20 protein-coding genes are annotated in these 24,455 nt (G+C 65.9%); 8 read left to right on the top strand and 12 right to left on the bottom strand.

Going from position 1 to position 24,455, the window contains the following annotated elements:
* Positions 1-6: 6 nt before the first annotated feature.
* From nosR to H3H39_RS06790, 5 genes are read right to left on the bottom strand one after another with little or no spacing between them, the layout of a single operon-like run.
* Positions 7-1,344: a response regulator c-di-GMP phosphodiesterase, NosR family gene (gene nosR / locus H3H39_RS06770; RefSeq protein ID WP_182152618.1), complete on the bottom strand. Its 1,338-nt coding sequence runs from the start codon at positions 1,342-1,344 to the stop codon at positions 7-9.
* Between the two features lie 11 nt (positions 1,345-1,355).
* Positions 1,356-2,801 (bottom strand): PAS domain-containing sensor histidine kinase, encoded by a 1,446-nt coding sequence (locus tag H3H39_RS06775; RefSeq protein WP_182152619.1) that lies wholly within the window; start codon positions 2,799-2,801, stop codon positions 1,356-1,358.
* Positions 2,802-2,817: 16 nt separating this feature from the next.
* The gene (locus H3H39_RS06780; protein WP_182152620.1) at positions 2,818-3,654 is read right to left on the bottom strand and encodes an HDOD domain-containing protein; all 837 of its coding nucleotides are present in this window, start codon (positions 3,652-3,654) and stop codon (positions 2,818-2,820) included.
* 2 nt (positions 3,655-3,656) lie between these two features.
* A complete protein-coding gene (locus tag H3H39_RS06785; protein ID WP_182152621.1) occupies positions 3,657-4,019 on the bottom strand; it encodes a hypothetical protein in 363 nt (120 codons plus the stop codon).
* Entirely contained in the window at positions 4,016-6,946 is a 2,931-nt protein-coding gene (locus H3H39_RS06790; protein WP_182152622.1) for an EAL domain-containing protein, read from the bottom strand. The genes H3H39_RS06785 and H3H39_RS06790 overlap by 4 nt, the downstream gene beginning before the upstream one ends.
* 332 nt (positions 6,947-7,278) lie before the next feature.
* On the opposite strand from H3H39_RS06790, the gene H3H39_RS06795 reads away from it, so the two are divergent.
* Both H3H39_RS06795 and phbB read left to right on the top strand, forming a co-directional pair.
* Positions 7,279-7,641 carry a hypothetical protein gene (locus tag H3H39_RS06795; protein ID WP_182152623.1) on the top strand — a complete coding sequence of 121 codons (363 nt, stop codon included), beginning with the start codon at positions 7,279-7,281 and terminating at the stop codon, positions 7,639-7,641.
* A gap of 110 nt (positions 7,642-7,751) precedes the next feature.
* Positions 7,752-8,498 carry an acetoacetyl-CoA reductase gene (phbB, locus tag H3H39_RS06800; protein WP_182152624.1) on the top strand — a complete coding sequence of 249 codons (747 nt, stop codon included), beginning with the start codon at positions 7,752-7,754 and terminating at the stop codon, positions 8,496-8,498.
* Between the two features lie 124 nt (positions 8,499-8,622).
* On the opposite strand, the gene H3H39_RS06805 is transcribed toward phbB, so the two are convergent.
* From H3H39_RS06805 to H3H39_RS06830, 6 genes are all read right to left on the bottom strand, one after another.
* Entirely contained in the window at positions 8,623-8,997 is a 375-nt protein-coding gene (locus H3H39_RS06805) for a TraR/DksA family transcriptional regulator (protein WP_182152625.1), read from the bottom strand.
* A 123-nt stretch (positions 8,998-9,120) separates the two neighbouring features.
* Positions 9,121-9,636 carry a hypothetical protein gene (locus tag H3H39_RS06810; protein WP_182152626.1) on the bottom strand — a complete coding sequence of 172 codons (516 nt, stop codon included), beginning with the start codon at positions 9,634-9,636 and terminating at the stop codon, positions 9,121-9,123.
* Positions 9,637-9,719: 83 nt separating this feature from the next.
* Positions 9,720-10,610: a hypothetical protein gene (locus tag H3H39_RS06815; protein ID WP_182152627.1), complete on the bottom strand. Its 891-nt coding sequence runs from the start codon at positions 10,608-10,610 to the stop codon at positions 9,720-9,722.
* 78 nt (positions 10,611-10,688) lie between these two features.
* The gene (gene otnI / locus H3H39_RS06820) at positions 10,689-11,468 is read right to left on the bottom strand and encodes a 2-oxo-tetronate isomerase (protein ID WP_182152628.1); all 780 of its coding nucleotides are present in this window, start codon (positions 11,466-11,468) and stop codon (positions 10,689-10,691) included.
* A gap of 189 nt (positions 11,469-11,657) precedes the next feature.
* Complete coding sequence (locus tag H3H39_RS06825) at positions 11,658-13,073, bottom strand: DEAD/DEAH box helicase (RefSeq protein WP_182152629.1); 1,416 nt, start codon at positions 13,071-13,073, stop codon at positions 11,658-11,660.
* Positions 13,074-13,287: 214 nt separating this feature from the next.
* Positions 13,288-14,070 (bottom strand): inositol monophosphatase family protein, encoded by a 783-nt coding sequence (locus tag H3H39_RS06830; protein WP_182153061.1) that lies wholly within the window; start codon positions 14,068-14,070, stop codon positions 13,288-13,290.
* A 202-nt stretch (positions 14,071-14,272) separates the two neighbouring features.
* Here H3H39_RS06830 and H3H39_RS06835 point away from each other — a divergent pair, with 202 nt between their 5' ends.
* Complete coding sequence (locus tag H3H39_RS06835; protein WP_182152630.1) at positions 14,273-15,049, top strand: RNA methyltransferase; 777 nt, start codon at positions 14,273-14,275, stop codon at positions 15,047-15,049.
* Between the two features lies 1 nt (position 15,050).
* Here the strand turns inward: H3H39_RS06835 and H3H39_RS06840 are convergent, their stop codons facing one another.
* Complete coding sequence (locus tag H3H39_RS06840; RefSeq protein WP_182152631.1) at positions 15,051-15,749, bottom strand: DUF8198 family protein; 699 nt, start codon at positions 15,747-15,749, stop codon at positions 15,051-15,053.
* 130 nt (positions 15,750-15,879) lie between these two features.
* On the opposite strand from H3H39_RS06840, the gene H3H39_RS06845 reads away from it, so the two are divergent.
* From H3H39_RS06845 to H3H39_RS06865, 5 genes are all read left to right on the top strand, one after another.
* On the top strand, positions 15,880-16,404 hold the full coding sequence (locus H3H39_RS06845; RefSeq protein ID WP_182152632.1) for a hypothetical protein: 525 nt from the start codon (positions 15,880-15,882) through the stop codon (positions 16,402-16,404).
* A 28-nt stretch (positions 16,405-16,432) separates the two neighbouring features.
* Positions 16,433-18,082, top strand: a complete 1,650-nt coding sequence (locus H3H39_RS06850) for a GMC family oxidoreductase (protein ID WP_182152633.1) — start codon at positions 16,433-16,435, stop codon at positions 18,080-18,082.
* 47 nt (positions 18,083-18,129) lie between these two features.
* Complete coding sequence (locus H3H39_RS06855; RefSeq protein WP_182152634.1) at positions 18,130-19,071, top strand: esterase/lipase family protein; 942 nt, start codon at positions 18,130-18,132, stop codon at positions 19,069-19,071.
* Between the two features lie 185 nt (positions 19,072-19,256).
* Positions 19,257-20,738 carry a PAS domain-containing sensor histidine kinase gene (locus tag H3H39_RS06860; RefSeq protein ID WP_182152635.1) on the top strand — a complete coding sequence of 494 codons (1,482 nt, stop codon included), beginning with the start codon at positions 19,257-19,259 and terminating at the stop codon, positions 20,736-20,738.
* A gap of 68 nt (positions 20,739-20,806) precedes the next feature.
* Complete coding sequence (locus H3H39_RS06865; protein WP_182152636.1) at positions 20,807-24,433, top strand: EAL domain-containing protein; 3,627 nt, start codon at positions 20,807-20,809, stop codon at positions 24,431-24,433.
* Positions 24,434-24,455: the final 22 nt, after the last annotated feature.

Raw genomic sequence — 24,455 nt, forward strand, 5'->3', positions numbered from 1 at the left:
GCGGGCTCACGGCGTTTTGGCCAGCCGCACCCAGATCGCCAGCCGGCCCTCGCTCTTCGATTCGAAGTCCTGCACTTGCTGGATCATGCGCGGGTCCAGCGTGTGCTCGGCCGGCAGCAGCATCAGGCCGTCGCGGCTGATCAGGTCGCGCGCCAGCACCATGCCCGGCTGCAGTTCGCCCGACAGCACTTCGACCCCGGCGCCCGGATCCTCGACCGCGAAGTCGATGATCTGGCGGAACGCGGCCACCACGGCCGGGTCGTAGCGCTTGCCGGCGGCGTCCATGATGAGCGACTTGGCTTCCTCAGGCCGCAGGTGGCGCTGCACCATGGCGCCCTGTTGCAGGTTGAAATAGTCGGCCGCCAGCGCCAGGATGCGCGCGCCGATGGGGATGGCCAGCCCCGAGATCCCGTACGGGAAGCCGTTGCCGTCGAAGCGTTCGAGCTGGGCGCGCAGGATGGCGGCGCTGCCGCGCAAGTCTTGCAGCGGCATCAGCAGTTGCTCGGCCCGCAGCGGATGCTTGCGGAACTGGCCCAGCGCCTCGCCGTTGAGCATGGTGAGCGGGGTGGACAGCATGTCGTCGGTGAAGCCGATCTTGCCGATATCCTGCAGCAGGGCGGCGATGAACACTTCCTGGGTTTCGCGCGGGTCCAGCTTGAGGGCCACGGCCAGCTTGCGGGCCAGGTCGGCCACCTGGCGCGCGTGCCCCGTGTGCTGGCCGCCGCGCATCTCGACGATGCTCGACAGGATCTTGATGGTGGTGATGAAATTGGTCTTGAGCTTGTCGCCGGCGGCCACCGCCGCGTCGTGCGCCACCTTGAGCTGGCGGGTGCGGGCTTCGACCTTCGCCTCCAGGCTCTGGTTGAGTCCCTTCAGTTCCTCGTTCTGGCGCAAGGTCAGTTGCTCCAGGCGTTCCTTTTCCAGCTCCAGTTCGCGCCGTTCCAGCGCGTGCCGCACCACCAGCACGATGTCGTTGTCGTCCCACGGCTTGGTGATGTAGCGGTAGATCTCGCCGCAGTTGATGGCGTCCTGGATCGACTGGATGTCGGAATACCCGGTCAGCAGCAGGCGCAGCGTGCCCGGCCACTGCTGGCGCACCTGGGCCAGGAAGCGGGCGCCGTCCATTTCCGGCATGCGCATGTCGGAGATCACCAGGTCGACCGCTTCCCGCGCCAGCACTTCCAGCCCCTCGGCACCGCTTTCGGCGGTGAGCACCTTGTAGCCGCGCGGGCGGAACAGCCGGCGCAACGAGGACAGGATGTTGGGCTCGTCGTCCACGAACAGCAGGGTGGCGCTGGCCGTCTGCATGACGGGTGGGCTGTGCGGCAGGGCGGCTGGTGTCATAGGCTGGCGTCCTAGGTCTCGGTGGGATGATGGATGGGCAGCGTGACGCGGAAGCAAGTGCCTTTGCCCAGTTCCGTGCTGACCTCGATCTTACCTTTATGTTTCTGCACGATACCATAAGCGAGCGACAGGCCCAGCCCCGTGCCCTTGCCCACGGCCTTGGTGGTGAAGAACGGGTCGAAGATGCGCGACAGCGCCTCGGGCGCGATGCCGCTGCCGGTATCGGCCACTTCCAGCCATACTTGCTCGCCCTCGGTACCGGTGCGCACCGTGATCTTGCCGCGCTCGGGGCCGATGGCGTGGGCCGCGTTCACCACCAGGTTCATGACCACCTGGTTGATCTGCAGCGGCAGGCATTCGATGTCGGGAATGGCGCCATATTCCTTGATCACGTCGGCCTTGTACTTGACTTCGTTGCTGACGATGTTGAGGGTGGAGTCGATGCCCTGGTGCAGGTTGGACCATACCCATTCCTGGTTGGCGTCCACCCGCGAGAAATCCTTCAAGTCCTGCACGATGTGGCGCACCCGCACAATGCCTTCCTTCGATTCGCCCATCAGGGAAGGGATGTCTTCGCGCAGGAAGTCGAGGTCGATCTGTTCGCGCATGGCGCGCAGCCTGGCCGCCACTTCCGGCGCGGCCAGGCTGGCCTCCGACTCCTGGTAGGCGGCCAGCATCTCGAACAACTGGTCCAGGTAGCTTTGCAGGGTGCCGAAGTTGGAGAAGATGTAGCCGATCGGGTTGTTGATCTCGTGCGCCACGCCGGCCGCCAGCTGGCCGATCGAGGCCAGCTTTTCCGACTGCACCAGCTGCTCCTGGGCCATCGACAACTGCTCGTTCAGTTCCGTCAGCTCCACGTTGCGCCGGCGCAGTTCGGCGTCGGCCCGTTCGCGCTGGCGGATGTCGTCCTCCAGCCGTTCGTTCACCTCGGCCAGCTGGGCGGTGCGCTTCTCGATCAGGCTTTCCAGGTTGTCGTGCGCCTTGCGCAGCGCGTTCTCGGCGACCCGCCGTTCCGTCACGTCGCGCAGGGTTTCGATCGCGCCCACCACCTGGCCCTGGCGGTCGCGCAGCGGGGCGGCCGTGAAGTGCAGCCAGTGGCCGCTTTCGCCGATGTTGGGGAAAAAGTCCTCGCTCTCATAGGCGCCGGGAATCAGGGTCGAGCGCTTGTGCTTGCCCAGGTAATGGCGGTCGATCTCGTCCTCCTCGCCGGAGATGATGAGGTCGGCCAGCAGCGGGCGCTGCTTGGCATAGAACGCCTGCCAGTGGTTCTGGGTACCCACCATCTCCGCCTTGCTCCAGCCCAGCAACTGTTCGCACGCCTTGTTCCAGTGGGTGACGAAGTGGTTGTTGTTAATGGCGAAGGTGGCCACCGGATGGCCGTCGAAGAACTCGGACAGTTCGATGCCGGCGTTTTCCGTATCGCCGTCGGCGGGCTGGGTATCGAAATGGGCGTTCATGAATCTCAAGGCTCCGTTAGTGGACCAGGATCTGGCATAGCTCCTGGAACGTGGCTTCCGTCTCCGCGCACACGGCCAGGCAGGCCGCGTCGCTCAACGCCAGCATACGCCAGGTCTGCTGCGACAGGGGCGGCACCTGGTCGTCCTGCTCGCCGGCCAGGTCGAGCGCGTGGGCCAGGGCGTCGGCCACATGGATCAGCAACGCCAGCGACACGCTGTCGGCGCCGTCGGGCTGGTGGTGGCCGGCCACCGCATCCTGGATGGCGCGCGGGAATTTCCAGTGCGCCGCCAGCGCGCTGCCCACGCGCGCATGGTCGTAGCCGAAGATGGCGTGCTGGGCCATGCCCACGGTGCAATCCTGCTGCTGGCGGTAGGCTTCCACCGCGCCGTACTCGGCCGGGTAGCGGGTGGCCAGCACCAGCGTGCCCAGGTCGTGCAGCAGGCCGGCCGTGAACGCCGTCTCGGGGCTCAGGCGCGCATGGGGCGCCAACGCGCGCGCGCACACGGCGGTGCCGATGGCGTGGCGCCAGAACGGTTCGAACGCGAACGCGCTGCCCGGCGCCGGCGTGAAGGCGCCCGTGACGGAGCAGGCCGTGACCAGCGTGCGGATGCTGTGGAAGCCCAGCACCGTGATCGCTTGCTGGATGGTGGTGACCTTGGTCGACATGCCGTAGAACGAGGAGTTGGCCAGGCGCAGGGTCTTGGCCGCGAGCGACTGGTCCAGCGCCAGTTTGGCCGCCAGCGCGTGCAGGTCGACGTCGTCCTGCTCGACGGTGGTGAGCAGTTCGGCCACCACGGCCGGCAGTGACGGCAAGTCCTGCACCCGCTTGATGATGTCGTCCATGGTGGGCATGGTCACTCCCGGTTGCGGTAGTCGGTCAGCAATTGCAGCAGCGTGGCGTTGGCCTCGTAGCCCGCGCTGTGGCGGAACAGGTGCTGGAGCCGCGCCAGCTGGCGTTCGCGCAAGGCGGCGCGCGCCGCCTGCCCGGCCTGGGACGACAGGGCTTGCGCGCCGTCGGCGTCCTCCCCGCACGCCGCGTGCTCGACCGTGCAATGGCCCACGCCGCGCCGGCGCAGGCTGGCCAGGGTGGCGTCGGTCAGGGTCGCGCCGTGCGGCAGCAGCACGGCGCCGTGGGCGTCCAGCAGGTCGTCGGCCAATATCATGCCGGCCGCCGCCTGGTCGATCGCGATGCGCAAGTGGGGGGACTGGTCCATCATGGTCCTTCGCTGTGCCTCAGGGTGATCAGGCTGCCGCGCGATTCCGAACGTTCGCCCATGGGGTAGACCAGCACGTCGTAGCGCTGGCCGTTGATCACGGTCTGGTGGGCAGGCGCGCCGGCCGTGCCGGCGTCGGGGGACAGTTCCGGCAGCACCAGGCTGGCTTGGTTGCCGAGCAGGGCGCCGCTGTGCTGGAACAGGGCGGCGGCGGCGCCGTTGACGAAGGCGATCATGCCGGCGTCGTCCATCCCGATCACGGGCAGCGGCAAGTGCTGCAGCACGTCGTGGGCCACGTTCAGGCTGATCTCGTCGCGGCTGATCTGGCGCTGCTTGAGCAGCAGCAGTTCCTCCATGCGGCGGTTGGCGGCGGCCAGCTCGTGGTTGGCGGTGCGCACTTCCAGGTGCAGGCGGGCGTTGTCGTCGGCGATCTCCTTGAGCTGGAACGCTTGCGCGATATGGCCGCGCAGCAGTTCATCCTCCCACGGCTTGGTGAGGAATTTGTAGATCGCCCCTTCGTTGACGGCGTCCGTGACGGACTGCAGTTCCGTGTAACCGGACAGCATGATGCGTATCGTGTCCGGATACAGCAGCTTGGCCTTGCGCAGGAAGTCGGCGCCCAGCATGCCGGGCATGCGCTGGTCCGATACGATCACGTCCACCGCGTGCTGGGCCAGCACGTCCAGCCCTTCCTGTCCGCTGTTGGCGGTGTGGATCTGGTAATCGTCCTTGCGCAGCAGGCGCTTGAGGGCCGAGACGATGTTCTGCTCGTCGTCCACCAGCAGCAGGCTGCGCTTTTGTTTCTGGATGCGCAGCAGGTGCGGCGGCAGTGCGCGTCCTTCGTCGCGCATGGCCTGCAGGGCCTCCGCCGTGACGGGCGGCGCGAAGAAGTGGCCCTGGATCAGGTCGCACATATTGCGGCGCAGGAAGTCGCACTGGGCTTCCGTCTCCACCCCTTCGGCCACCACCTGGATGCCCAGGTGGTGGGACATGGAGATGATGGTGCGGGCCAGCGCCGCGTCGTCGCTATCGGTGACGATGTTGCGGATGAACTGGCGGTCGATCTTGACGGCGTCGAACGGGTGGCGTTTCAGGTTGCTGAGCGATGTGTAGCCGGTGCCGAAGTCGTCCAGCGTGAGCCGCACGCCCAGCGCCTTCAGGCGCGCCAGGCTGGCGCTGCCCACGCCGCTGTCCTGCATCAGGCACGCTTCCGTGATCTCCAGTGTCAGCGCCGGCGCCAGCACCCCATGCTCGTTGAGGACGGCGGCCACGGTGCCGGCGAACAGGCGGTCGCGGAACTGGCGCGGCGAGATGTTGATGGCCACCGGCAGCGGCGCCAGTTGCTGCCCGTGCCAGGCGGCCAGGTCGCGGCACGCCTGGCGCAGCACCCAGTCGCCGATGGTGTCGGCCAGCCCGGCCTGCTCGGCCACAGTGATGAATTCGGCCGCCTCCAGCAAGCCCTGGGTGGGATGTTGCCAGCGCACCAGCGCTTCCACGCTGACGATGGCGCCGCTCTGCAAGTCCACCAGCGGCTGGTACAGCAGGCGCAGCTCGCCGCGCGCGATGGCCTGCCGCAAGGCCGCTTCCATGCCGATGCGGGCCAGGGTGCGCTGGTTCATCTCTTGCGCGAAAAACTGGAATTTGGCGCCGCCCTGGTCGTGCGCACGCGTCAGGGCCAGGTCGGCGTAGCGCATCAGGGTGGCGCTGTCGGCCGCGTCCTGCGGATACAGCGCGATGCCGATGCTGGCGCTGGCGTGCACCGGCTGGCCGTCCAGCGTGAAGGGCTGGGCCAACACGGCGAACATATGCTCGCAGACGGGCATCACGTCGCCGGCGCCGTTGACGGCGCCCAGGATGGCGAGGAATTCATGGTCGCCCAGCCGCGCCAGCGTGTCGTGCTCGCCCATGCATTGCTGCAAGCGCTGGGCGGCGATGGCCAGCATCTGGTCGCCGGCCGCGTGGCCCAGGCTTTCGTTGACCAGCTCGAAGTTGTCCAGCCCCACGCACAGCAGGGCCACCGCGTGTTCGTGGTGGCCGGCCCGCAGCATGGCTTGCTGCAGCCGTTGGTTGAACAGGCTGCGGTTGGGCAGGCCCGTCAGTTCATCATGGGTGGACTGGTAGGTGAGGCGCTCTTCCTTTTCCTTGAGCAGGGTGATGTCGTTGAGGATGCCGACATAGTGGGTGATGACGCCGTGCTCGTCGGGCACGGGCGAGATCAGCAGGTCGTTCCAGAACAGGGTGCCGTCCTTGCGGTAGTTGCGCAGCACCACATGGGCATCCTGGCGCTGGCCCAGCGCGTGGCGCAGGGGGGCCAGCCCGGGCTGGTCATGGTCGCCGTTTTGCAGCAGCCGGCAATTGCGGCCCATGATGTCCATCGGCGTGTAGCCCGTCATCGCGTAGAACGCGGGATTGGCGTACATGATGGGGTAGTCGGGCTCGCCGGCGCTGGCGATCAGCACGCCGTTCGAACATGCGGCCAGCGCCCGGTTCGACAGTTGCAGCATGTCCTTGAGCTGGCGCCGCTGGGTGATGTCGCCGACCCACCACACCTGGCCCGCGGGCGCGCCGCCGGCGCCGATGATGCTGTAGCGCGTCACATGGCTCCACAACAAGGTCTCGTCCTTGCCGCGCCAGCGCGCGTCGCTCTGTTGCGGCACGCCGGGCGCGGCCAGCAGTTCGGCCTGGCCGGCCGCGATGTGCTGGCGGTCGGCCTCGGCCAGGAACTGGCTGTAGTGATGGCCTTGCAGTTCGTCCGGCGTCATGCCCAGCATCTGGCACAGGTGCGCATTCACGTGCACGATCCGGCAGTGCGGGTCCAGATAGACGAAGCCCACCGGGACTTGCTCGATCGCCCATTGCAGCCGCGCGCCGGCGTCGTCTGGCGACAGGTGCTCCGGTGGCGGGGTGGCGGGCTGGTCGTGCAGATCCATCAGGCGTACCTATCGTAATGAAAGCATTGTAGACAGAAACATAATAAACCGGCGCAATTGATTATACGGCCAAGGGTGGCGCGGACGGGGCGCGGGTGGCAAGTTTTTTCGCCCGGCGTGATCCCGGCACGGTATTGTTGCGACTGGCGATAATTTGCGGCGGCGCCTGTCATTTTCCGCATGATAGTTGCTACAATAAATTGCCACATTCCGTCCGGCGCGCCACGTGGCGGCCGCCACCGGGCCTGGAGCAGAGCTACATCATGGCCGTGCCGCGCAGGACAGGCATGATTGCCAGCAGGTTGCTAACGAGTGTGAAAGGGAGCTTCTCTATGACACAGGCATGGGTAGAGCTAACGCGGCCCGACGGGCGTGACGTGACGGCACCCACCGAAGCCCAGCTGGTGGCCGCGCTGGCCGACGTCTACAGCGGCAAGACGGCCGCGCCGGACGGCGGGCCCGGCACGGCCGTGCTGCGCTTTGGCTACGACGATGGCTTGATGTACGCGCTGGAAGTGGCGTGCGGCGGCGATGTGCGCTTCGAGGAATGGTCGGACCGCGATTGCGAGATCGCGCTGGCCAATCCGCGCCACATGACGGCCTTGTCGCAGGCCGACGCGCTGCAACTGTGGCGCTGGCTGGCCCTGCGCCAGGTGGCCAAGATCCGCAGCCAGCCCTGGTTGTCGGAAGGTTAGCGCTTCACGCGCTGGCCAATACCTCATCCGCGACACATTTGATCTGGCGCAAAACGGCGTTTGACCCCTCTCATAAAATGCTGCATTTATAACAATATTTGGAGGGGAGCATGGACAGCAAACGTGTGGCCATTGTCACTGGGGGCATGGGTGGATTGGGGACGGCGATCTGCCACCGGCTGTACCGGGCCGGTTATGCCGTGGCCGCCACTTATTCGCCCGGCAACCATGGCGCCCAGGCGTGGATCGAGGCGCGCAAGGATGAAGGCTTGCGCTGCCGCGGCTACCAGGTGGACGTGGCCGATTACGATGATTGCGCGCGGGCCGTGGCCCGCATCCGCGAGGAGCTGGGCCGGGTCGATGTGCTGGTCAATAACGCCGGCATCACGCGCGACCAGAGCTTGCGCAAGCTCAGCCGGGAAGACTGGCAAGCCGTGCTGCACACCAATCTCGACAGCGTGTTCAACATGAGCAAGCAGGTGCTCGACGAGATGCTGGAACGGCGCTGGGGCCGCATCATCAACATTTCCTCCGTCAATGGGCAGAAGGGCGCGTTTGGCCAGTGCAACTACGCGGCGGCCAAGGCCGGCATGCACGGGCTGACCAAGGCGCTGGCGCTGGAAGTGGCGCGCCATGGCATCACCGTCAACACGGTGGCGCCCGGCTACTTGCGCACACGCATGGTGGAAGCCGTGCCGGCCGACGTGATGGAACAGAAGATCCTGCCGCAGATTCCCGTGGCCCGCCTGGGTGAACCGGACGAGGTGGCGGCCCTGGTGGCTTACCTGGCGTCGGAGGAGGCGGCGTTCGTGACGGGGGCGGAGATAGCCATCAACGGCGGCCAACACATGCGTTAGGTCGTTTCAAAAAGCCCGTGGCGTCGTTTTCGCTGCGCCTCGCGGCGCAGCCGCCTCGCCGTGCCAGCGCACTGCCTTCGTCGCCACGCCTAGCCACAGTCATTTTGAAACAACCTTTGTAGGGTTAGCGGTGGGGTTTTTCCTCGCGCGTCTGGCAGGCGATGCACAGGCGCGCTTCCGGGCGTGCGTTCAGGCGCGAGTAGCCGATCGGATCGCCGCATGATTCGCACAGGCCATAGCTGCCGTCGTCGAATTTGGCCAGCGCGTGACGCACCACTTGCAAGTGGCGCGCCGTGTGTTCGGCCGCCTCATGCACCAATTCATTGAGCGTGCGGTTGCTGGCGTTGTCGGCCGGCGACGCTTCCACTTCCAGCACGGGCGGCGCCAGCACGTCGGCGCCCGGGTCGAGGTCGTCGGCCAACTGGCTCAGCAGGTCCAACCGGGCTTGCTCAAGCCGGGTTTGCAAGGCCTTGCATTGTTCCTGTTCCAGACCGTTCATGACCGCCTCACTGGCTGATAGACAAGGACGCACCCGCGCAGGGCGCGCAGGATAGCGTTCGGTCCATTGTACTGCAATCGCCGGGCTGCGGCAGGGCGACCGCGCGGCGCGGGCGGCGTGTGGTCAAACCGGTGGCGGGAGCGCCGGATCGCGCAGGTCCGCCAGGTGCTGCTTGATTTTCTCCAATGGCGCGGCCAAGTGCTCGGGCGTGCCGCTGGCGACGGCCGCGCCCAGTTGCAGCAATTCGGAGGTCAGGTCGATCAGGTCGCGCAGGCGGTCCAGCGTGCGGATGCGTTCGGCCGCCTGCGCGGTGAGCGCCAGCAACTGCTGCTGGGCGCCCGCCAGGCCGCCGGCGGCCAGCACGGCCGCGTCCAGGTACAGCCCGTTGGCGCGCTGGCGCAAGGCCACCTCATTTTCGAACAGGGCTTGCGCCGCCCCTTGCGACAGGCCCTGGTCGATGGATGCACCGCGCGCCGGCGGCGTGGCGGCGGGGCCGGAGACGACGGGGGCGGGCGTGGTTGTCGCGGCGCGAATGGCCTTCATCAGGCGCGCATGCAAGGCGTCGGCGCAGGCCGACAGGCGGTCGGCCAGCGCTTCAATGTCGCGCGCGCCGGATGGCGGGGGCAGGGGAGTGGACATGGTGGTTCCTTGCGCGATGGTGGCTGGTTGGCGGGGCGGCTGGTTTGCCGGGCTGGCTGAGCGGCGCTACAGGGGGCGGTGACTCAGGGTGCCCGTGTGGCGGACCAGGCTTCGTCCGCCGCGCGCTGGCTGGCGCGCACCGTGGCGCTGGCTTGGGCCAGGCTGACGACGCTATCGTCGCCAGGCTGGGTCAGCTGGGCCAGCAGCGTCTTGTGGCCGGCCGCGATGGCGTCGATGTTGTGCGCCGTGAGCGTCAGGCGGCGGCCGATCAGCTGGTATTCGCTGCGCAGCGCGCGCAATTGCACCTTGGCCAACGTGGCCAGCAGGCGCTGGTCGGGCGTGTTCTGATAGGGAATGCTCACTTCCAGCAATCCCGTGACGATGGCTTGCTCGTTATCGTTGCTGCCGGCATAGGTGCGCAGCAGGATGCGCATGGCCTCCAGCATTTCCTGCAACGGCGCGTCGCCGGCCTGCACCAGCTCGCGCACGGCCTGTTCCTGGTGGCGCCCGCCAAGCACGTGGACCAGCAGCCGGGTCAGCCCGGCATAGGCGTTCACGTGGCGGTCCTGCAAGCCGCTGTCGGGCCAGGCCTTGATGGCGGTGCTGGCCGATTTGACCTGGTCCTCCAGGTCGTACTGGTTGTCGCCGGCCAGCGTGCCCAGGGTCTGCATGTACAGTTGCACGCTACGGCCGATGCGTACGAAGTCGGCGCTGGCGGCGCGCCGGGCCGCATCCTGCGCGCGCTCGCGGGCGTCCGCCTGCGGACTCAGGTAAGGTTGCTCGCGCGCGTAAGTGTCGCGGTAGCGCTCGGTCAAATCGCTCCAGGCGCCCAGCTTGGCCGACTCGGCCGCCAGGTCGCGCACTTGCGCCATGCGCGCCGTGCTGCTGGCGCAGCCACCCAGCGTGGCGGCCAGCGACAGCGCCAGCAGCAAACGTAACAAACTGAACGGCATGGCCAGGCGCAGCGGTTTCATCGCATCCTTTCGCGGAGGTGTCGGGACTATTGTTGTGCTACAGCTGAGGATTGATTTTGCGGATACGCAAGTTCAACGTCAGGTGGTGAGCGCGTCCCGCCAGCCCAGGCCGCTGGCCGTATCGTTCAGCGGCACGTATTCGCAGCCGATCCAGCCCTGGTAGCCCATGGCGTCGAGCTGCTGGAACAGGAAGCGGTAATTGATCTCGCCCGTGCCTGGCTCGTGGCGGCCCGGCGTGTCGGCCAGTTGCATATGGCCGATCAGGGGCAGGTTGGCGCGGATGGTATTGGCCAGTTCGCCTTCCATGCGCTGCATGTGATAGATGTCGTATTGCAGGAAGATGTTGTCGCAGCCGCTGGCCGCGATCAGCTCGCGCGCCTGCCAGCTGTGGTTGAGGAAATAGGCGGGGATGTCGTAGTGGTTGATCGGCTCGATCATCAGCGCGATGCCGTGCGGGCGGCATCGTTCCGCCGCGTAGCGCAGGTTGTCCAGGTAAGTGTCGCGCGCGCGGGCAGGTTCCAGTCCGGGCGGGACGATGCCGGCCATGCAGTGCAGGCGCGGCGTGCCCAGTTCGACCGCGTATTCGAGGCCCAGCGCCACGCCGGCGCGGAATTCCTCGATCCGGCGCGGATCGCACGCCATGCCGCGGTCGCCTGCCGCCCAGTCGCCGGGCGGCAGGTTGTACAGCACCAGTTGCAGTTGATGGCGGCGCAGGCGCTCGGCGATCTGCTGCGCGTCATAAGCGTAGGGGAACAGGAATTCGATGCCCTCGAAGCCGGCCTCGCGGGCCAGCGCGAAGCGGTCGAGGAACGGCGCTTCGGTAAACAGCATGGTCAGGTTGGCGGCGAACTTAGGCATGAAGACTCCCGGAGACGTGAGCCGCTATCGTAATCGAAAAGCGCCAGGGCCGGCCACCACGGAAAGAAAATCGGGGACAGACCCGAATTTCCGCGATGCGAAAATAAGGGTCTGTCCCCGATTCTGTATTTGCGCCTGAGCTTGTGCGCGAACGTTGGCACTGACTCCGGCGCTTGCTATGCCTGGTGCTTAGCGGCCGCGGCCGCCAGAGCGATGCTGGGCGGCCGAGCGCGAGCTGCCTGGACGGCCAGCGCCGCCACCACCGCCGCCAGCGCCACCACCACCGGCGCCGCGCGGCTTGGCGCCGCCACCGGTCTTGACACGCACCACCTGGCCGCCACCGCCGCCGCCGCCGCTGCGGGCGCCGCCACCGCCACCGCCACTGCGATTGCCGGGATTGCGGTGGCCAGGGCCGCCGCTGCGCAGTTGCACCGGTTGGGCGCGCGCGTTCGGATCAGGCTCGAAGCCAGGAATCACGGCGCGTGGCAGAGTCTGCTTGATGAGCTTTTCGATGTCCTTCAGCATGTCGTGCTCGTCCACGCACACCAGCGACACGGCTTCGCCGGTGGCGCCGGCGCGGCCGGTACGGCCGATACGGTGCACATAGTCTTCCGGAATGTTGGGCAGGTCGTAGTTGACCACGTGCGGCAGCTGGTCGATGTCGATGCCGCGCGCGGCGATATCGGTCGCCACCAGCACTTGCAGCTTGTTGTCCTTGAATTCGGCCAGCGCCTTGGTGCGCGCCGACTGGCTCTTGTTGCCGTGGATGGCCATGGCGCCGATGCCGTCGCCGCCCAGCTGTTCGACCAGCTTGTTGGCGCCGTGCTTGGTGCGCGTGAACACCAGCACCTGGTGCCAGTTGTTGCTCTTGATGAGGTGGGCCAGCATCGGGTGCTTCTTGTCGCGGTCGACGGGGTGGATCTTTTGCGCGATCACTTCCACCGTCGAATTGCGGCGTGCCACTTCGATCGTGGCTGGCTTGTTCAGCAGGCCGTCGGCCAGGGCCTTGATCTCGTCCGAGAAGGTGGCCGAGAACAGCAGGTTCTGGCGCTTGGCCGGCAGCGCGGCCAGTACCTTGCGGATGTCGCGGATGAAGCCCATGTCGAGCATGCGGTCCGCTTCATCGAGGATCAGGATTTCGACTTTCGACAGGTCGACCGTGCGCTGTTCCATGTGGTCCAGCAGGCGGCCCGGGGTGGCGACCAGGATGTCGACGCCATGCTTGAGCTGCTTGATCTGGGGATTGATGCCGACGCCGCCGAAGATCACGGTCGAATTCAACTTGGTGTACTTGCCGTAGATGCGCACGCTTTCCTCGACCTGGGCCGCCAGTTCGCGGGTCGGGGTCAGGATCAGGGCGCGGATCGGGCGCTGCGAGGTGTTGCCGGTCATGGCCGCGCCGTTGGCGTCGGTCGACAGGCGGTGCAGCACGGGCAGGGTGAAACCGGCCGTCTTGCCGGTGCCGGTCTGGGCGCCGGCCAGCAGGTCGCCGCCATTCAATACGGCAGGGATCGCCTGCGCCTGGATCGGAGTCGGGGTGGTGTAACCCGTTTCGGTTACAGCACGGACGATAGCGTCGGACAAACCGAGTTTGGAAAAGGACATGATAACTTTATGTAAAGATCGGCCTGTCGCCACGGATGACGCCAGTCGCAGGCAATCGGATTAGGTAAGACAGCGGCAGAGGACTGGTCAGGGCGCCGCAGGCCGGAGTATAACAGCATCCTTCGCCAATTGTTTCGCCACGGAAATGAAAAAGGGAGCAAATGCTCCCTTTTTTTGTAACAAAACTTCTCTTTCAGCCGCGGGCCGTGCGATCTCAGATAAACGGGGTCAGCAGGCTGACCATCTGGCCGAAGACCTTGGGGCTGGCGGCGATGATGTCGCCCTTGTACAGGTAGTCGGACTCGCCGCTGAACTCGCCGACGATGCCGCCCGCTTCCGTCACCATCAGCGCGCCGGCCGCGATGTCCCAAGGCTTCAAGCCTTTTTCGTAGAAGCCGTCCAGGCGGCCGGCGGCCACGTAGGCCAGGTCCAGCGCGGCGCTGCCGGGGCGGCGCACGCCATGGCAGCGTTCAGCCATGATGCCGTACATCTTCAGGTATTCATCGAGCGCCTTGGCCGAGCCGGCCACGTAGCCGGTCGACAGCAGGGCGTTGGCCAGGCGGTCGAGCTTGGTGACGCGGATACGCTTGTCGTTCAGGTAGGCGCCGGCGCCCTTGGTGGCCGTGAACAGGTCGTTACGTACCGGGTCGTAGATCACGGCCTGGGTGATCACGCCGCGCTGCGACAGCGCGATCGAGATCGAGTACTGGGGGAAGCCGTGCATGAAGTTGGTGGTGCCATCGAGCGGGTCGATGATCCAGGTGAATTCACTCTCGTCGTTGGCGTTCTTGGAAGCGCCCGATTCCTCGGCCAGGAAGGCGTGGTCGGGGTAGGCCTTGGACAGCACTTCAATGATGGCCTGTTCGGCGGCCTGGTCGACATCGGTGACGAAATCGTTATGTTGTTTCTCGGTCACAGTGATGCGATCGAGGTCGAAGGAGGCGCGGTTGATGACGGCGGCGCCGCGGCGGGCGGCTTTGATCGCCGTGTTGAGCATTGGGTGCATGTAAGCTTTTCCGTTAAAAGAACGCCATCACCCGCCCGGACGAAACGATCCCGGCGGCGCAATGGGGTACAAGAATGAATTAAAGAGCGATGCGGCGGCGACAGGGTAAAATCCGGGTCTGCGGGCCGTCATTGCTGACTGGCTTGCAAGATTGAAATTTTTGCATCGATACCGCGCGATAGCGCTATTTTAAATGAACCTGCCCGAAATCAACACGACTCTTTTTCAACGGCTGCGATTTATTCTGGTCCAGACCAGCCGTGCGGGCAATATCGGGGCCGTGGCCAGGGCCATGAAGACCATGGGCTTCACCGAGCTGGTGCTGGTGTCGCCCCGTTTCGACGGCATGCTCGACGACCCGGAAGCGGTGGCCTTCGCCAGCGGCGCGCTCGACATCCTGCAGGGCGCGCGCGTGGTGGACAGCATGGCCGAGGCGCTGGAAGGCATCAACTTCGCGGCCGCCGTGTCGGCCCGGCTGCGCGAGTACTCGCCGCCCGTGCTCACGCCGCGTGAACTGGCCGGCCAACTGGTGGCCAATGGCGAACTGCGCGCGGCCGTCATTTTCGGCAATGAACGTTTCGGCTTGCCCAACGAGGTGGTGGCGCAGTGCAACGTGCTGATCAACATTCCCGCCAATCCCGATTATTCGTCGCTGAACTTATCGCAGGCGGCCCAGGTGCTGGCCTACGAGTGCCGCATGGCGGCGCTGGATGGCCAGCGCGCGGCCACGGAAGTGGGCTTCCAGGGCGAAGCGGCCAGCCTGGCCCAGATCGAGGGCATGTACACCCATCTGGAACAAGCGCTGGTGGAGATCGGCTTTCTCGATGCCAGCAACCCGCGCAAGCTGATGCCGCGCCTGAAACGCTTGTTCTCGCGGGCCGGGCTGGAAACGGAAGAGGTCAACATCTTGCGCGGCATTTCGCGCCGGATGGCGGCTGTGGCGCAGGGCAAGGGCGCGCGCCGCCGCTGAATTACACCACTTCGAATGGCGCGTCCGCGCCGGCATAGATGTTCTCCATCGCTTGCTGTTCGCGGCCGACGATGGTGGTCACGAATTGCTCGGCCTGCTTCATGCGCTTGAAGGCCGTGAAACCGCGCTCCAGAAATTGCTGCAAGTCACCCAGTCCGGCCAGCTTGGCGGGGCCGCGCATCATGTGCAGCGTGGCGTTCAGGAATGGAATTCGCACCAGTTCGCACAAGGACATGCCCAGCGCCCGCACCAGCCCCAGTTGGCGTGCGCGGTCGGGCGCCGTGGTGTGGGCGCGGTAGGCGGCCACGTAATCGTCGAGATCGAATCGGGTGCCCAACTGGCGCGCCATGGCCGTGTCCAGCCGTTCCGACAGGGCGTCGAGCATGATCGCTTCCGTGATGGTCTGCAATGCGTTCACAGGCAACAAGCGTTGCATGGTGGGGATGATGCGTTCCAGGTCCGCATCGCGCTGGCTCAGGTCGTGCGCGCCGTACAGCTCTTCAAGGAAGAACAGCGCCGCCTCGCGTGAATTGGGCGCGGCCAGCAGGTCGGCATGGGTGGCGGCCAGCCGCTGCGACTGGAATTGCTTGAGCGCCGTACGGGCCGCCAGCAGGGCTGGATCGCGCTTGGCGCCTTGTCGTTCCGACTGCACGGCATGCAGTTGCTGTTGCAGCGTCTGTACCAAATCTTCTTTCTTCATGTCACCGTTTTACCAGAAGCCGGTAGACGCGGCACTCTATTTTTCCGCGCAAAATCAAGCTTGCCTTTGACGTACACTAGAAAAATAGGCCATACACCTCATTAAAATAACACCAGAACTGGATGGAGACATGACCACTTCCCGCAGATCGTTCTTGAAGATCGGCATCATCGGCGCGGTGACGCTGGCCGCTGGCGGCGCGCTGTACCGCGCCGTGCAGGGGCCGGCCCAGCCGCACGCGTTCGCGCTGGACGACAACGCGCGTGCCGTGCTGACGGCGCTGATCCCATCCATGCTGGGCCCCGTGCTGCCCACTGCACCCGAGGCGCGCACGGCCGCCGTGGCCAACACGGTGGAGCGCGTGGCCGGCGCCGTGCACGGCTTGCCGCTGGCCACACAGAAGGAAGTGCAGGACCTGTTCGGCCTGCTGTCGCTGGGACCGGCGCGCCGCTTCCTGGCCGGTGTGCCGGCCAGCTGGAACGAGGCCACCCCGGCCCAGATCGACGCTTTCCTGCAAAGCTGGCAGCATCATCGCATCGCCATGCTGGTCACGGCCTACCAGGCCTTGCATGACCTGATCGCCGGTGCCTGGTATTCCGATCCCGCGCATTGGGATGCGATCGGCTATCCCGGCCCGATCAAGGAATTGAGCTGAACTGTCCGCCACCTTTCTGGAAGCTGCAATGATCAAAACGAATATCCCCATCGCGCCCGTCACGGGCCGCATTCCCGATCCCATCCAGGCTGGCCTGGCCGCCGGCTGGGACGTCACTGATTGCGCCCGGCTGGACGGCGACCGCACGCTGGAAGCGGACGTGGTCATCGTCGGCAGCGGCGCCGGCGGCGGTGTCACGGCCGAGATCCTCGCGCTGGCCGGCGTCAAGGTGCTGATCGTGGAGGAGGGCGCGCTCAAGTCGTCCAAGGACTTCAAGATGCGCGAGGCGGACGCCTATCCCGCGCTGTACCAGGAGTCGGGTGCGCGCAAGACGCGCGACAAGGGCATCAACATCCTGCAGGGCCGCACAGTGGGCGGCACCACCGTCGTCAACTGGACCACCAGCTTCCGCACCCCGCCCGGCACGCTCAATTACTGGACCGAACGCTTCGGTTTGAAAAGCTACACGCCGGAAGCGCTGGCGCCGTGGTTCGCCATGATGGAGGAGCGGCTCAGCATCCACGAGTGGAATACGGCGCCCAACGCCAACAACGACTTGCTGCGCCAGGGCGCGGCCAAGCTGGGCATCCCGACTTCCACCATCCACCGCAATGTGAACGGCTGCTGGAATCTCGGTTACTGCGGCATGGGCTGTCCCACCAACGCCAAGCAATCGATGCTGGTGACGACTCTGCCGTCGGCCCTCAAGCGCGGCGCCGTGCTGCTCACCCGTTTGCGCGCGGAGCGCTTCGTGTTCAAGGGCGACCGGGTCGAGCAGCTCGACTGCGTGGCGCTGGACGCTCCCGGCCTGGCCACCACCGGCCGCAAGGTGACGCTGCGCGCCAGACATTTTGTGCTGGCGGGCGGCGCCATCAATTCGCCGGCGCTGCTGATGCGCTCGGCCGCGCCCGATCCCCATGGCCTGCTGGGCAAACGCACCTTCCTCCATCCCACCATCATCTCGGCCGGTTTATTCGAGCAGCGCGTGGATGGCTACGCGGGCGCGCCGCAGTCGGTGTACTCGGATCACTTCCTGCACACCGGCCCCATCGATGGGCCGATCGGCTACAAACTGGAGGCGCCGCCGCTGCACCCACTGCTGCTGTCGTCCACCATGCCCGGCTTTGGCGCCCGGCATGCGGACATGATGCGCCAGTTCCCGCATCTGCAAGGCATGCTGGCGCTGCTGCGCGACGGCTTCCATCCCGAGTCCGTGGGCGGCAGCGTCATGCTCAACAACGGTGCGCCCGTGCTCGATTACCCGATTACTGATTTCCTGTGGGACGGCGTGCGCCGTTCGTTGCTCACCATGGCCGAGATCCAGTTCGCGGCTGGCGCCAAGAGCGTCACGCCGGTGCATGAGCAGGCCGACAGCTACAGCACGCTGGCGGCGGCCAAACAGGCCATCAACAGCTTGCCGTACCAGGTGTTGCAGGCCAAGGTGGTGTCGGCCCACGTGATGGGCGGCTGCACGCTGTCGGACGACGAGCGTCAGGGCGTGGTGGGGGCCGATGGCCGCTACCATGGCGTGGCCAACCTGTCGGTGCATGACGGTTCGCTGTTCCCTACCTCGATCGGCGCCAATCCCCAGCTGTCGATCTACGGCATCACGGCGCGCATGGCCAGCGCGCTGGCGCAGCAACTGACGGGCAAACCGGCGCCGCGCGCCAGCGCGTAGCGTCGCCAGGGAGCGGCGCCAAGGCCGGCGCCGCATTGAGAGCGAGCATGTTGAAACGTATCCTGATCGTGTTGTTGCTGGTGCAGGCCGCCGCCGCGCTGGGCGTGGCGCTGGCCGCGCAACAGGCCTGGGGACTGGGCCTGTGGCCGGCGCTGGCCGTCGGTGTGGGCGCCGTGCTGGTGCTGCGGCTGCTGATCTCGCTGCACAATTTCTACCTGAGCTGGCGCGCCGGCAGCATGGTGCCGCCCGCGTTCAAGGTGACGCCGCTGGGCTGGCTGCGTCTCGTGTTGTATGAATTCCATGCATCTTTAGCCGCTTCTTCCATACATATGCTGCATAGTACGGCGCCCCATGTGGCGGCCGGCACGCAGCAACTGCCCGTGTTGCTGCTGCACGGCTATGCCTGCAACAGCGGCTACTGGACCCAACTGAGCGCCCGGCTGCGCCAGGCCGGCATCAGCCATCTGGCGCCGGACCTGGAACCGCTGGGGGCGGACATCGATCATTACGTGGCACAAGTGCGGGCCGCCATCGAACAACTGTGCGCGGCCACTGGCGCGCGGCAGGTGGTGATCGTGGCCCACAGCATGGGCGGGCTGGTGGCGCGCGCCTATCTGCGCCGCCATGGCGAGGCACGGGTGGCGCGCGTGATCACGCTGGGCACCCCCCACCACGGTACGGCGCTGGCCAGTTGGGGCCTGGGCCGCAACGCGGCGCAAATGCGCCACCGCAGCGCATGGCTGCGGGCGCTGGACGCGGCTGACGCAAATTCGCAACGCGGCTTGATTACTTCCATTTATTCCCATCACGACAACATTGTTGCGCCACAGGACTCCAGCCAGCTGGCCGGCGCGCACCATGTGGCGGTGGGCGCCATCGGCCATGTGGCGCTGGGCCGCCATCCCGCCATCCTGCGCCAGGTGCTGGCGGAAATCGCCGCCGTCCCCTTGGCGGCGCGGCGCGTGGACAGCCCCGGCCAGCTTCGATAGACTGTTGTTGACGCGTGGGCAAAGTCACACTTGTGGTGGCTGCTCAGTTTTTACGGCTGGTGCGTGATTTTCTGTGAGATTTTCGCTTGTGCGTTGCTGTATGGTTAATCCTAAGCAGCGCGGCACGCTGGGTTGCAGGCCGCATGGCTCGCGAGCCGCGACTTCCTTCCCTCCAAGGCGCGACGATGGCAACAGACTTCGGTACCTTGATCCTCAACGAAACGCCAGACGCGGTGATCCTGACCTCGCCCGCGGGAGAGGTGCTGTGCTGGACACCAGGTGCGCAGGCCGTGTTCGGCTACAGCGCCGAGGAGGCCCTCGGCCACCTGCTGCACGAGCTGATCGTGCCGGCCGACCGCGTCAGCGAGGAAACGGCCGTGATGCGGCAGACCCTGGACACTGGCGCGGCTACCTATGAAACCGTGCGCCGGGCCAAGGATGGCACGCTGGTCTACATCGACAGTTCCAGCAAGGTGATTCAGCACCAGGCGGGCGCTGTCCAGTACATTTTGTGGAGCAAAAAAGACGTCACCCAGCTCAAGGTGACGCGCGACGCCAAACTGGTCGAGGCGCGTTTCGGCGGCTTGCTGGAATCCATGCCGGACGCCATCATCATGGCCAACGCCAGCGGCCGCGTGGTGCTGGCCAACCGCCAGGCCGAAACCCTGTTTGGCTACGGCCGCGGCGAATTGCGCGGCACCTTGCTGGAGCAATTGATGCCGGCCCGCTTTCGCGGCAGCCACGTGGGGCACCGCAGCGATTACTTCACCCAGCCCCAGGTACGCCCCATGGGCTCGGGCCGCGACTTGTACGGCTTGCGCAAGGATGGCAAGGAGTTTCCGGTCGAGATCAGCCTGAGCCCGATCGAGACGGGCGAGGGCATGCTGATCATGAGCGCCATCCGCGACAGTAGTGAGCGCCGTCATATCGAACACACTTTGCATGAAAAAAATATTGAGCTGGCCAACGCCAACGCGGCCAAGGACCGTTTTTTGGCCGGCATGTCCCATGAATTGCGCACCCCGCTCAACGCGATCATCGGATTTACGGGTACTATGTTGATGAAGTTGCCTGGCCCCATCAACAGCGAGCAGGAACGCCAGTTGCACACCATCCAGGGCAGCGCCCGTCACTTGCTGTCGCTGATTAACGATCTGCTGGATTTGACCAAGATCGAGTCCGGCAAGGTGGAGCTCAATTTCCTGCCGCTGCAAGGCCGGCCGCTGATCGAGGAAGTGCTGCAGTTGTTCCGCCAGCCGGCCCTGCAAAAGGAGCTGGCGCTGAGCTTCGACAGTGAACCGCACGACGTGGCCTTGATGACGGACCGGCGTGCGTTGCAGCAGATTTTGATGAACCTGATTAACAACGCGATCAAATTCACGGTGCAGGGGGAGGTGGCGGTGCGGCTGGACGTGGTCACGCGCGATGGCGCGGCCTGCGCCCGGGTCAGCGTGCGCGACACGGGGCCGGGCATCGCGCCGGAGCAGCAGGGCCGGCTGTTCCAGGCCTTCGCCCAGCTCGACGCCAGCAACACGCGGCCGCAGGAGGGCACGGGGCTGGGCCTGCACCTGAGCCAGAAGCTGGCCGGCCTGCTGCATGGGCATATTGAATTTGAAAGTCAGTACGGCGTGGGCAGTACCTTCACGCTGGTGTTGCCGCTCGATTGAAGGCGGTGCAACGATGAGGCGGGGTGTGGCTGCCCCGCTGGGCAAGTGGATCAACCTGGAGCGCTAACGTGTCGGCACGCATCCTTATCATTGAAGACAATCCCACCAACATGGAGCTGATGGTGTATCTGTTGCGCGCCTTCGGCTATACCCCGCTCACGGCCAGCGATGGCGAGGCGGGCGTGGCGGCGGCCCGACAGGAATTGCCCGACCTGATCATCTGCGACGTGCACTTGCCCAAGCTCGATGGCTATGGCGTGGTGGCCGCGCTCAAGGGCGACCCGGCCCTGCGCGCCATCCCGACCCTGGCCGTGACGGCGCTGGCCATGGTGGGCGACCGGGAAAAGCTGCTGGCGGCCGGCTTTGACGGCTATATCGGCAAACCGATCGAGCCCGATACCTTCGTGACCCAGCTCGAGTCTTTTTTGCCGGGGGCGTCGGCCCCCGGTAAAAGCGAGGTTGCCACCATCCTGATCGTGGATGACCACGTGCTGAACCGCGAGTTCCTGATGACGCTGCTCGGCTATGGCGGCCACCGGCTGCTGGAGGCGTCCAACGGCGCCGAAGGCTTGAAGATGGTGCATGCCGAGCGTCCCGACCTGGTGATCTCCGACATCCTGATGCCCAATATGGATGGCTACGAGTTCGTCACCCGCATGCACGCCGACCCGGCCACGGCCGACGTGCCCATCATCTTCTACACGGCCACCTACCGCGAGCGCGAGGCGATGGCCGTGGCCCAGTCCTGCGGCGTGCGCTGGGTGCTGCCCAAGCCGTCCGATCCCGACGTGATCCTGCGCACCGTGCACGAGGCGCTGGGCCTGTCGATGGAAGTGGAAACCATGCCCTCGTTCGCGCCGGAACCGCCGTCCGAAGGCCGCTTCCACGGCATCGACCACAAGGTGGCCGAGTACCTCGATGTGCTGGAGGCGAGCAGCCAGCAGATCACGCAACTGGCCAACGCCGGCGACGGCGACGAGCCGGCGCCGGAACATCTGTCGCTGATGACGGCGCGCTTGTCGAGTTCACTATCGAGCTTGCAGGCGGTCAGCTTGCGCCTGACGGCCCTGATCGAACTGGGCATCGAACTGGGCGCCGAACGCGATCCGCAGGCGCTGGTGGAGATCGGCTGCCGGGTGGCGCAGAATATTTGCGTGTCCAAGTACGCTTGCATCGGCGTACTCGACAACGGTGCTGCCGAGCTCAGTTTTTTCGCCGCCTGCGGCACCGGCCAGCAAGTGCGGGTGGTGGCCGGCGCGCCGCGCGCGGGTGTGCTGCGCGGGCTGCTGGAACAGCGCCTGCCGGTCCGCATCAACGACGTCGACGGCGATCCCGGCCGCATCGGGCTGCCGGCCGGCCATCCGCCCGTGCACTCGTTCCTGGGCGTGCCGATCGCCTCGCGCGAACGCACCCACGGCTGGCTGTATCTGGTCGACAAGCTGGGCGCCGATGAATTTTCCGAAGTCGATGAACGGGTGGCCGCCACGGTGGCGGCGCAGATCGCCGTGGCCTACGAAAACCTGCTGCTGTACGATCAGATCAAGCGCCACCACGCCCAGCTCACGCTGGACATGAACGCCCGCATCCGGCTCGACGAGGACTTGCGCCGCTTCCGGCTGGCCATGGACGCCACGGCCGACGCCATCTTCCTGGTGGACCGGGCCGGCATGTGCTTCGTGGACGTGAACGTGACGGCGTGCCGCATGCTCGGCTACAAGCGCGAGGACTTCCTGGAGGTGGGGCCGGACAAGAAGCCGTCCGGCGACCTGAGCCGGCTGGAGGACTTGTATGACAAGCTGCTGGCCGGCGACCAGAGCGGCGCCATGACGGAACTGCTGCTCACGCGCCATGACGGCACGCCGCTGTCGGTGGAAGTGCAGCGCCGCACGCTGCGTTCGGGCCAGAGCTGGATCCTGGTGGCCGTGGCGCGCGACATCACGGAACGCAAGGAGGCCGAACAGCGCCTGCTCAAGCTGGCCCATTTCGACACCTTGACCGGCCTGCCCAACCGCAGCCAGTTCTACGATTCGCTGACCCATTCGCTGCACCAGGCCGGCGAGCACAAATGGGCGCTGGCCGTGCTGTTCCTGGACGTGGACCGCTTCAAGAACGTCAACGACACCCTGGGCCATACCATCGGCGACGAACTGCTGCGCCAGTTCTCCAACCGGCTGGTCGATTGCCTGCGGGTGCGCGATACCATCGGGCGCTTCGGCGGCGACGAGTTCGCGGCCATCCTGATGCTGCCGGAGGGCGCGCAGAACGCCATCGCCGTGGTCGACAAGATCCGCGAAGCGATGCGCCGTCCGTTCGATTTGAAGGGGCATGAAGTGACGGTGACGGCCAGTATCGGCATCTCCGTGTTCCCCGACGACGGCACCGACGCCGACACGCTGATCCAGTACGCCGACACGGCCATGTATCGCGCCAAGGAAGCCGGGCGCGACGCGTTCCGCTTCTTCACGGCCGAGATGAACGCGCAATCGCTGGCGCGGCTGGACCTGGAGAACGCGCTGCGGCGCGCCATCGAGAACGACGAATTCGTGCTGTTCTTCCAGCCCAAGGTGGATATCGGTTCCGGCCGCATCAGCGGCGCCGAGGCACTGATCCGCTGGCAGCGTCCCGGCCACGGCATGGTGTCGCCGGCCCTGTTCATCCCCATCCTGGAGGAGACAGGCTTGATCGTGCGGGTCGGCACCTGGGTGCTCAACGAGGCGTGCCGCAAGATCGCCCAATGGAGCCGCAGCAATATCGGCCCGGTGCATTTGTCCGTCAACGTGTCGGGCATCCAGTTCTTCGTCGGCGGGCTGGAGGAAGAGGTGATGAAGGCGATCAAGGAAAACGACATCGCGCCGGAGTTGCTGGAGCTGGAGCTGACGGAAAGTTCGCTGATGTCGAACGCGGAAGACACCATTACCGTGCTGCAGAACCTGAAGGCGCTGGGGATCCAGATTTCGATCGACGATTTCGGCACCGGTTATTCCAGCCTGGCTTACCTGAAGCGCTTCCCGATCGACAAGCTGAAGATCGACATCGCTTTCGTGCGCGAAGTGACCAGCAATCCGGACGACGCGGCCATCGTGCTGGCCATCATCAACATGGCGCACAGCATGAAGCTGGAAGTGATCGCCGAAGGCGTGGAAAAGGATGCGCAACTGGCCTATCTGCGGCGTCATGGATGTGACGAAATGCAGGGCTATTATTTCAGCCGCCCGTTGCCGGAAGAGGAGTTCGAACAAATGCTCAGCGAAGGAAAATCCCTGCAGGCGCCAGTCGACGAGACGGTGCTCGAGCAGCAGACCTTGCTCATCGTGGACGACGACGCGTTCATGCTGGACGTGCTGACCGACTTCCTGGCCCAGGATGGCTACCGCATCCTGACGGCGCAAACGGCGGCCGAGGGCTTCGACGTGCTGGCGCGGCACCGGGTGCAAGTGATCCTGTGCGACCAGTGCATGCCGCTCATGAGCGGGACGGAATTCATGGAGCGGGTCAAGAACCTGGCGCCGGACACCTTCCGCATCATGCTGTCGGCCTATGCGGACCTGACGCCCATCATGGCCGCCATCAACCATGGCGCCATCGACCGCTTCTACACCAAGCCGTGGAAGGGGGCCGTGCTGCGCGAGAACATCCGCGAAGGCTTCCGCCTGCACGCCCAGCTGCACGGCCCCAGTGCCGTGCTCAGCGGCTGAGCGGCGCCGCTGCCGTGTGCTC

Source organism: Rugamonas apoptosis (assembly GCF_014042355.1).
In the GTDB taxonomy this organism is placed as follows: Bacteria; Pseudomonadota; Gammaproteobacteria; order Burkholderiales; family Burkholderiaceae_D; genus Rugamonas; species Rugamonas apoptosis.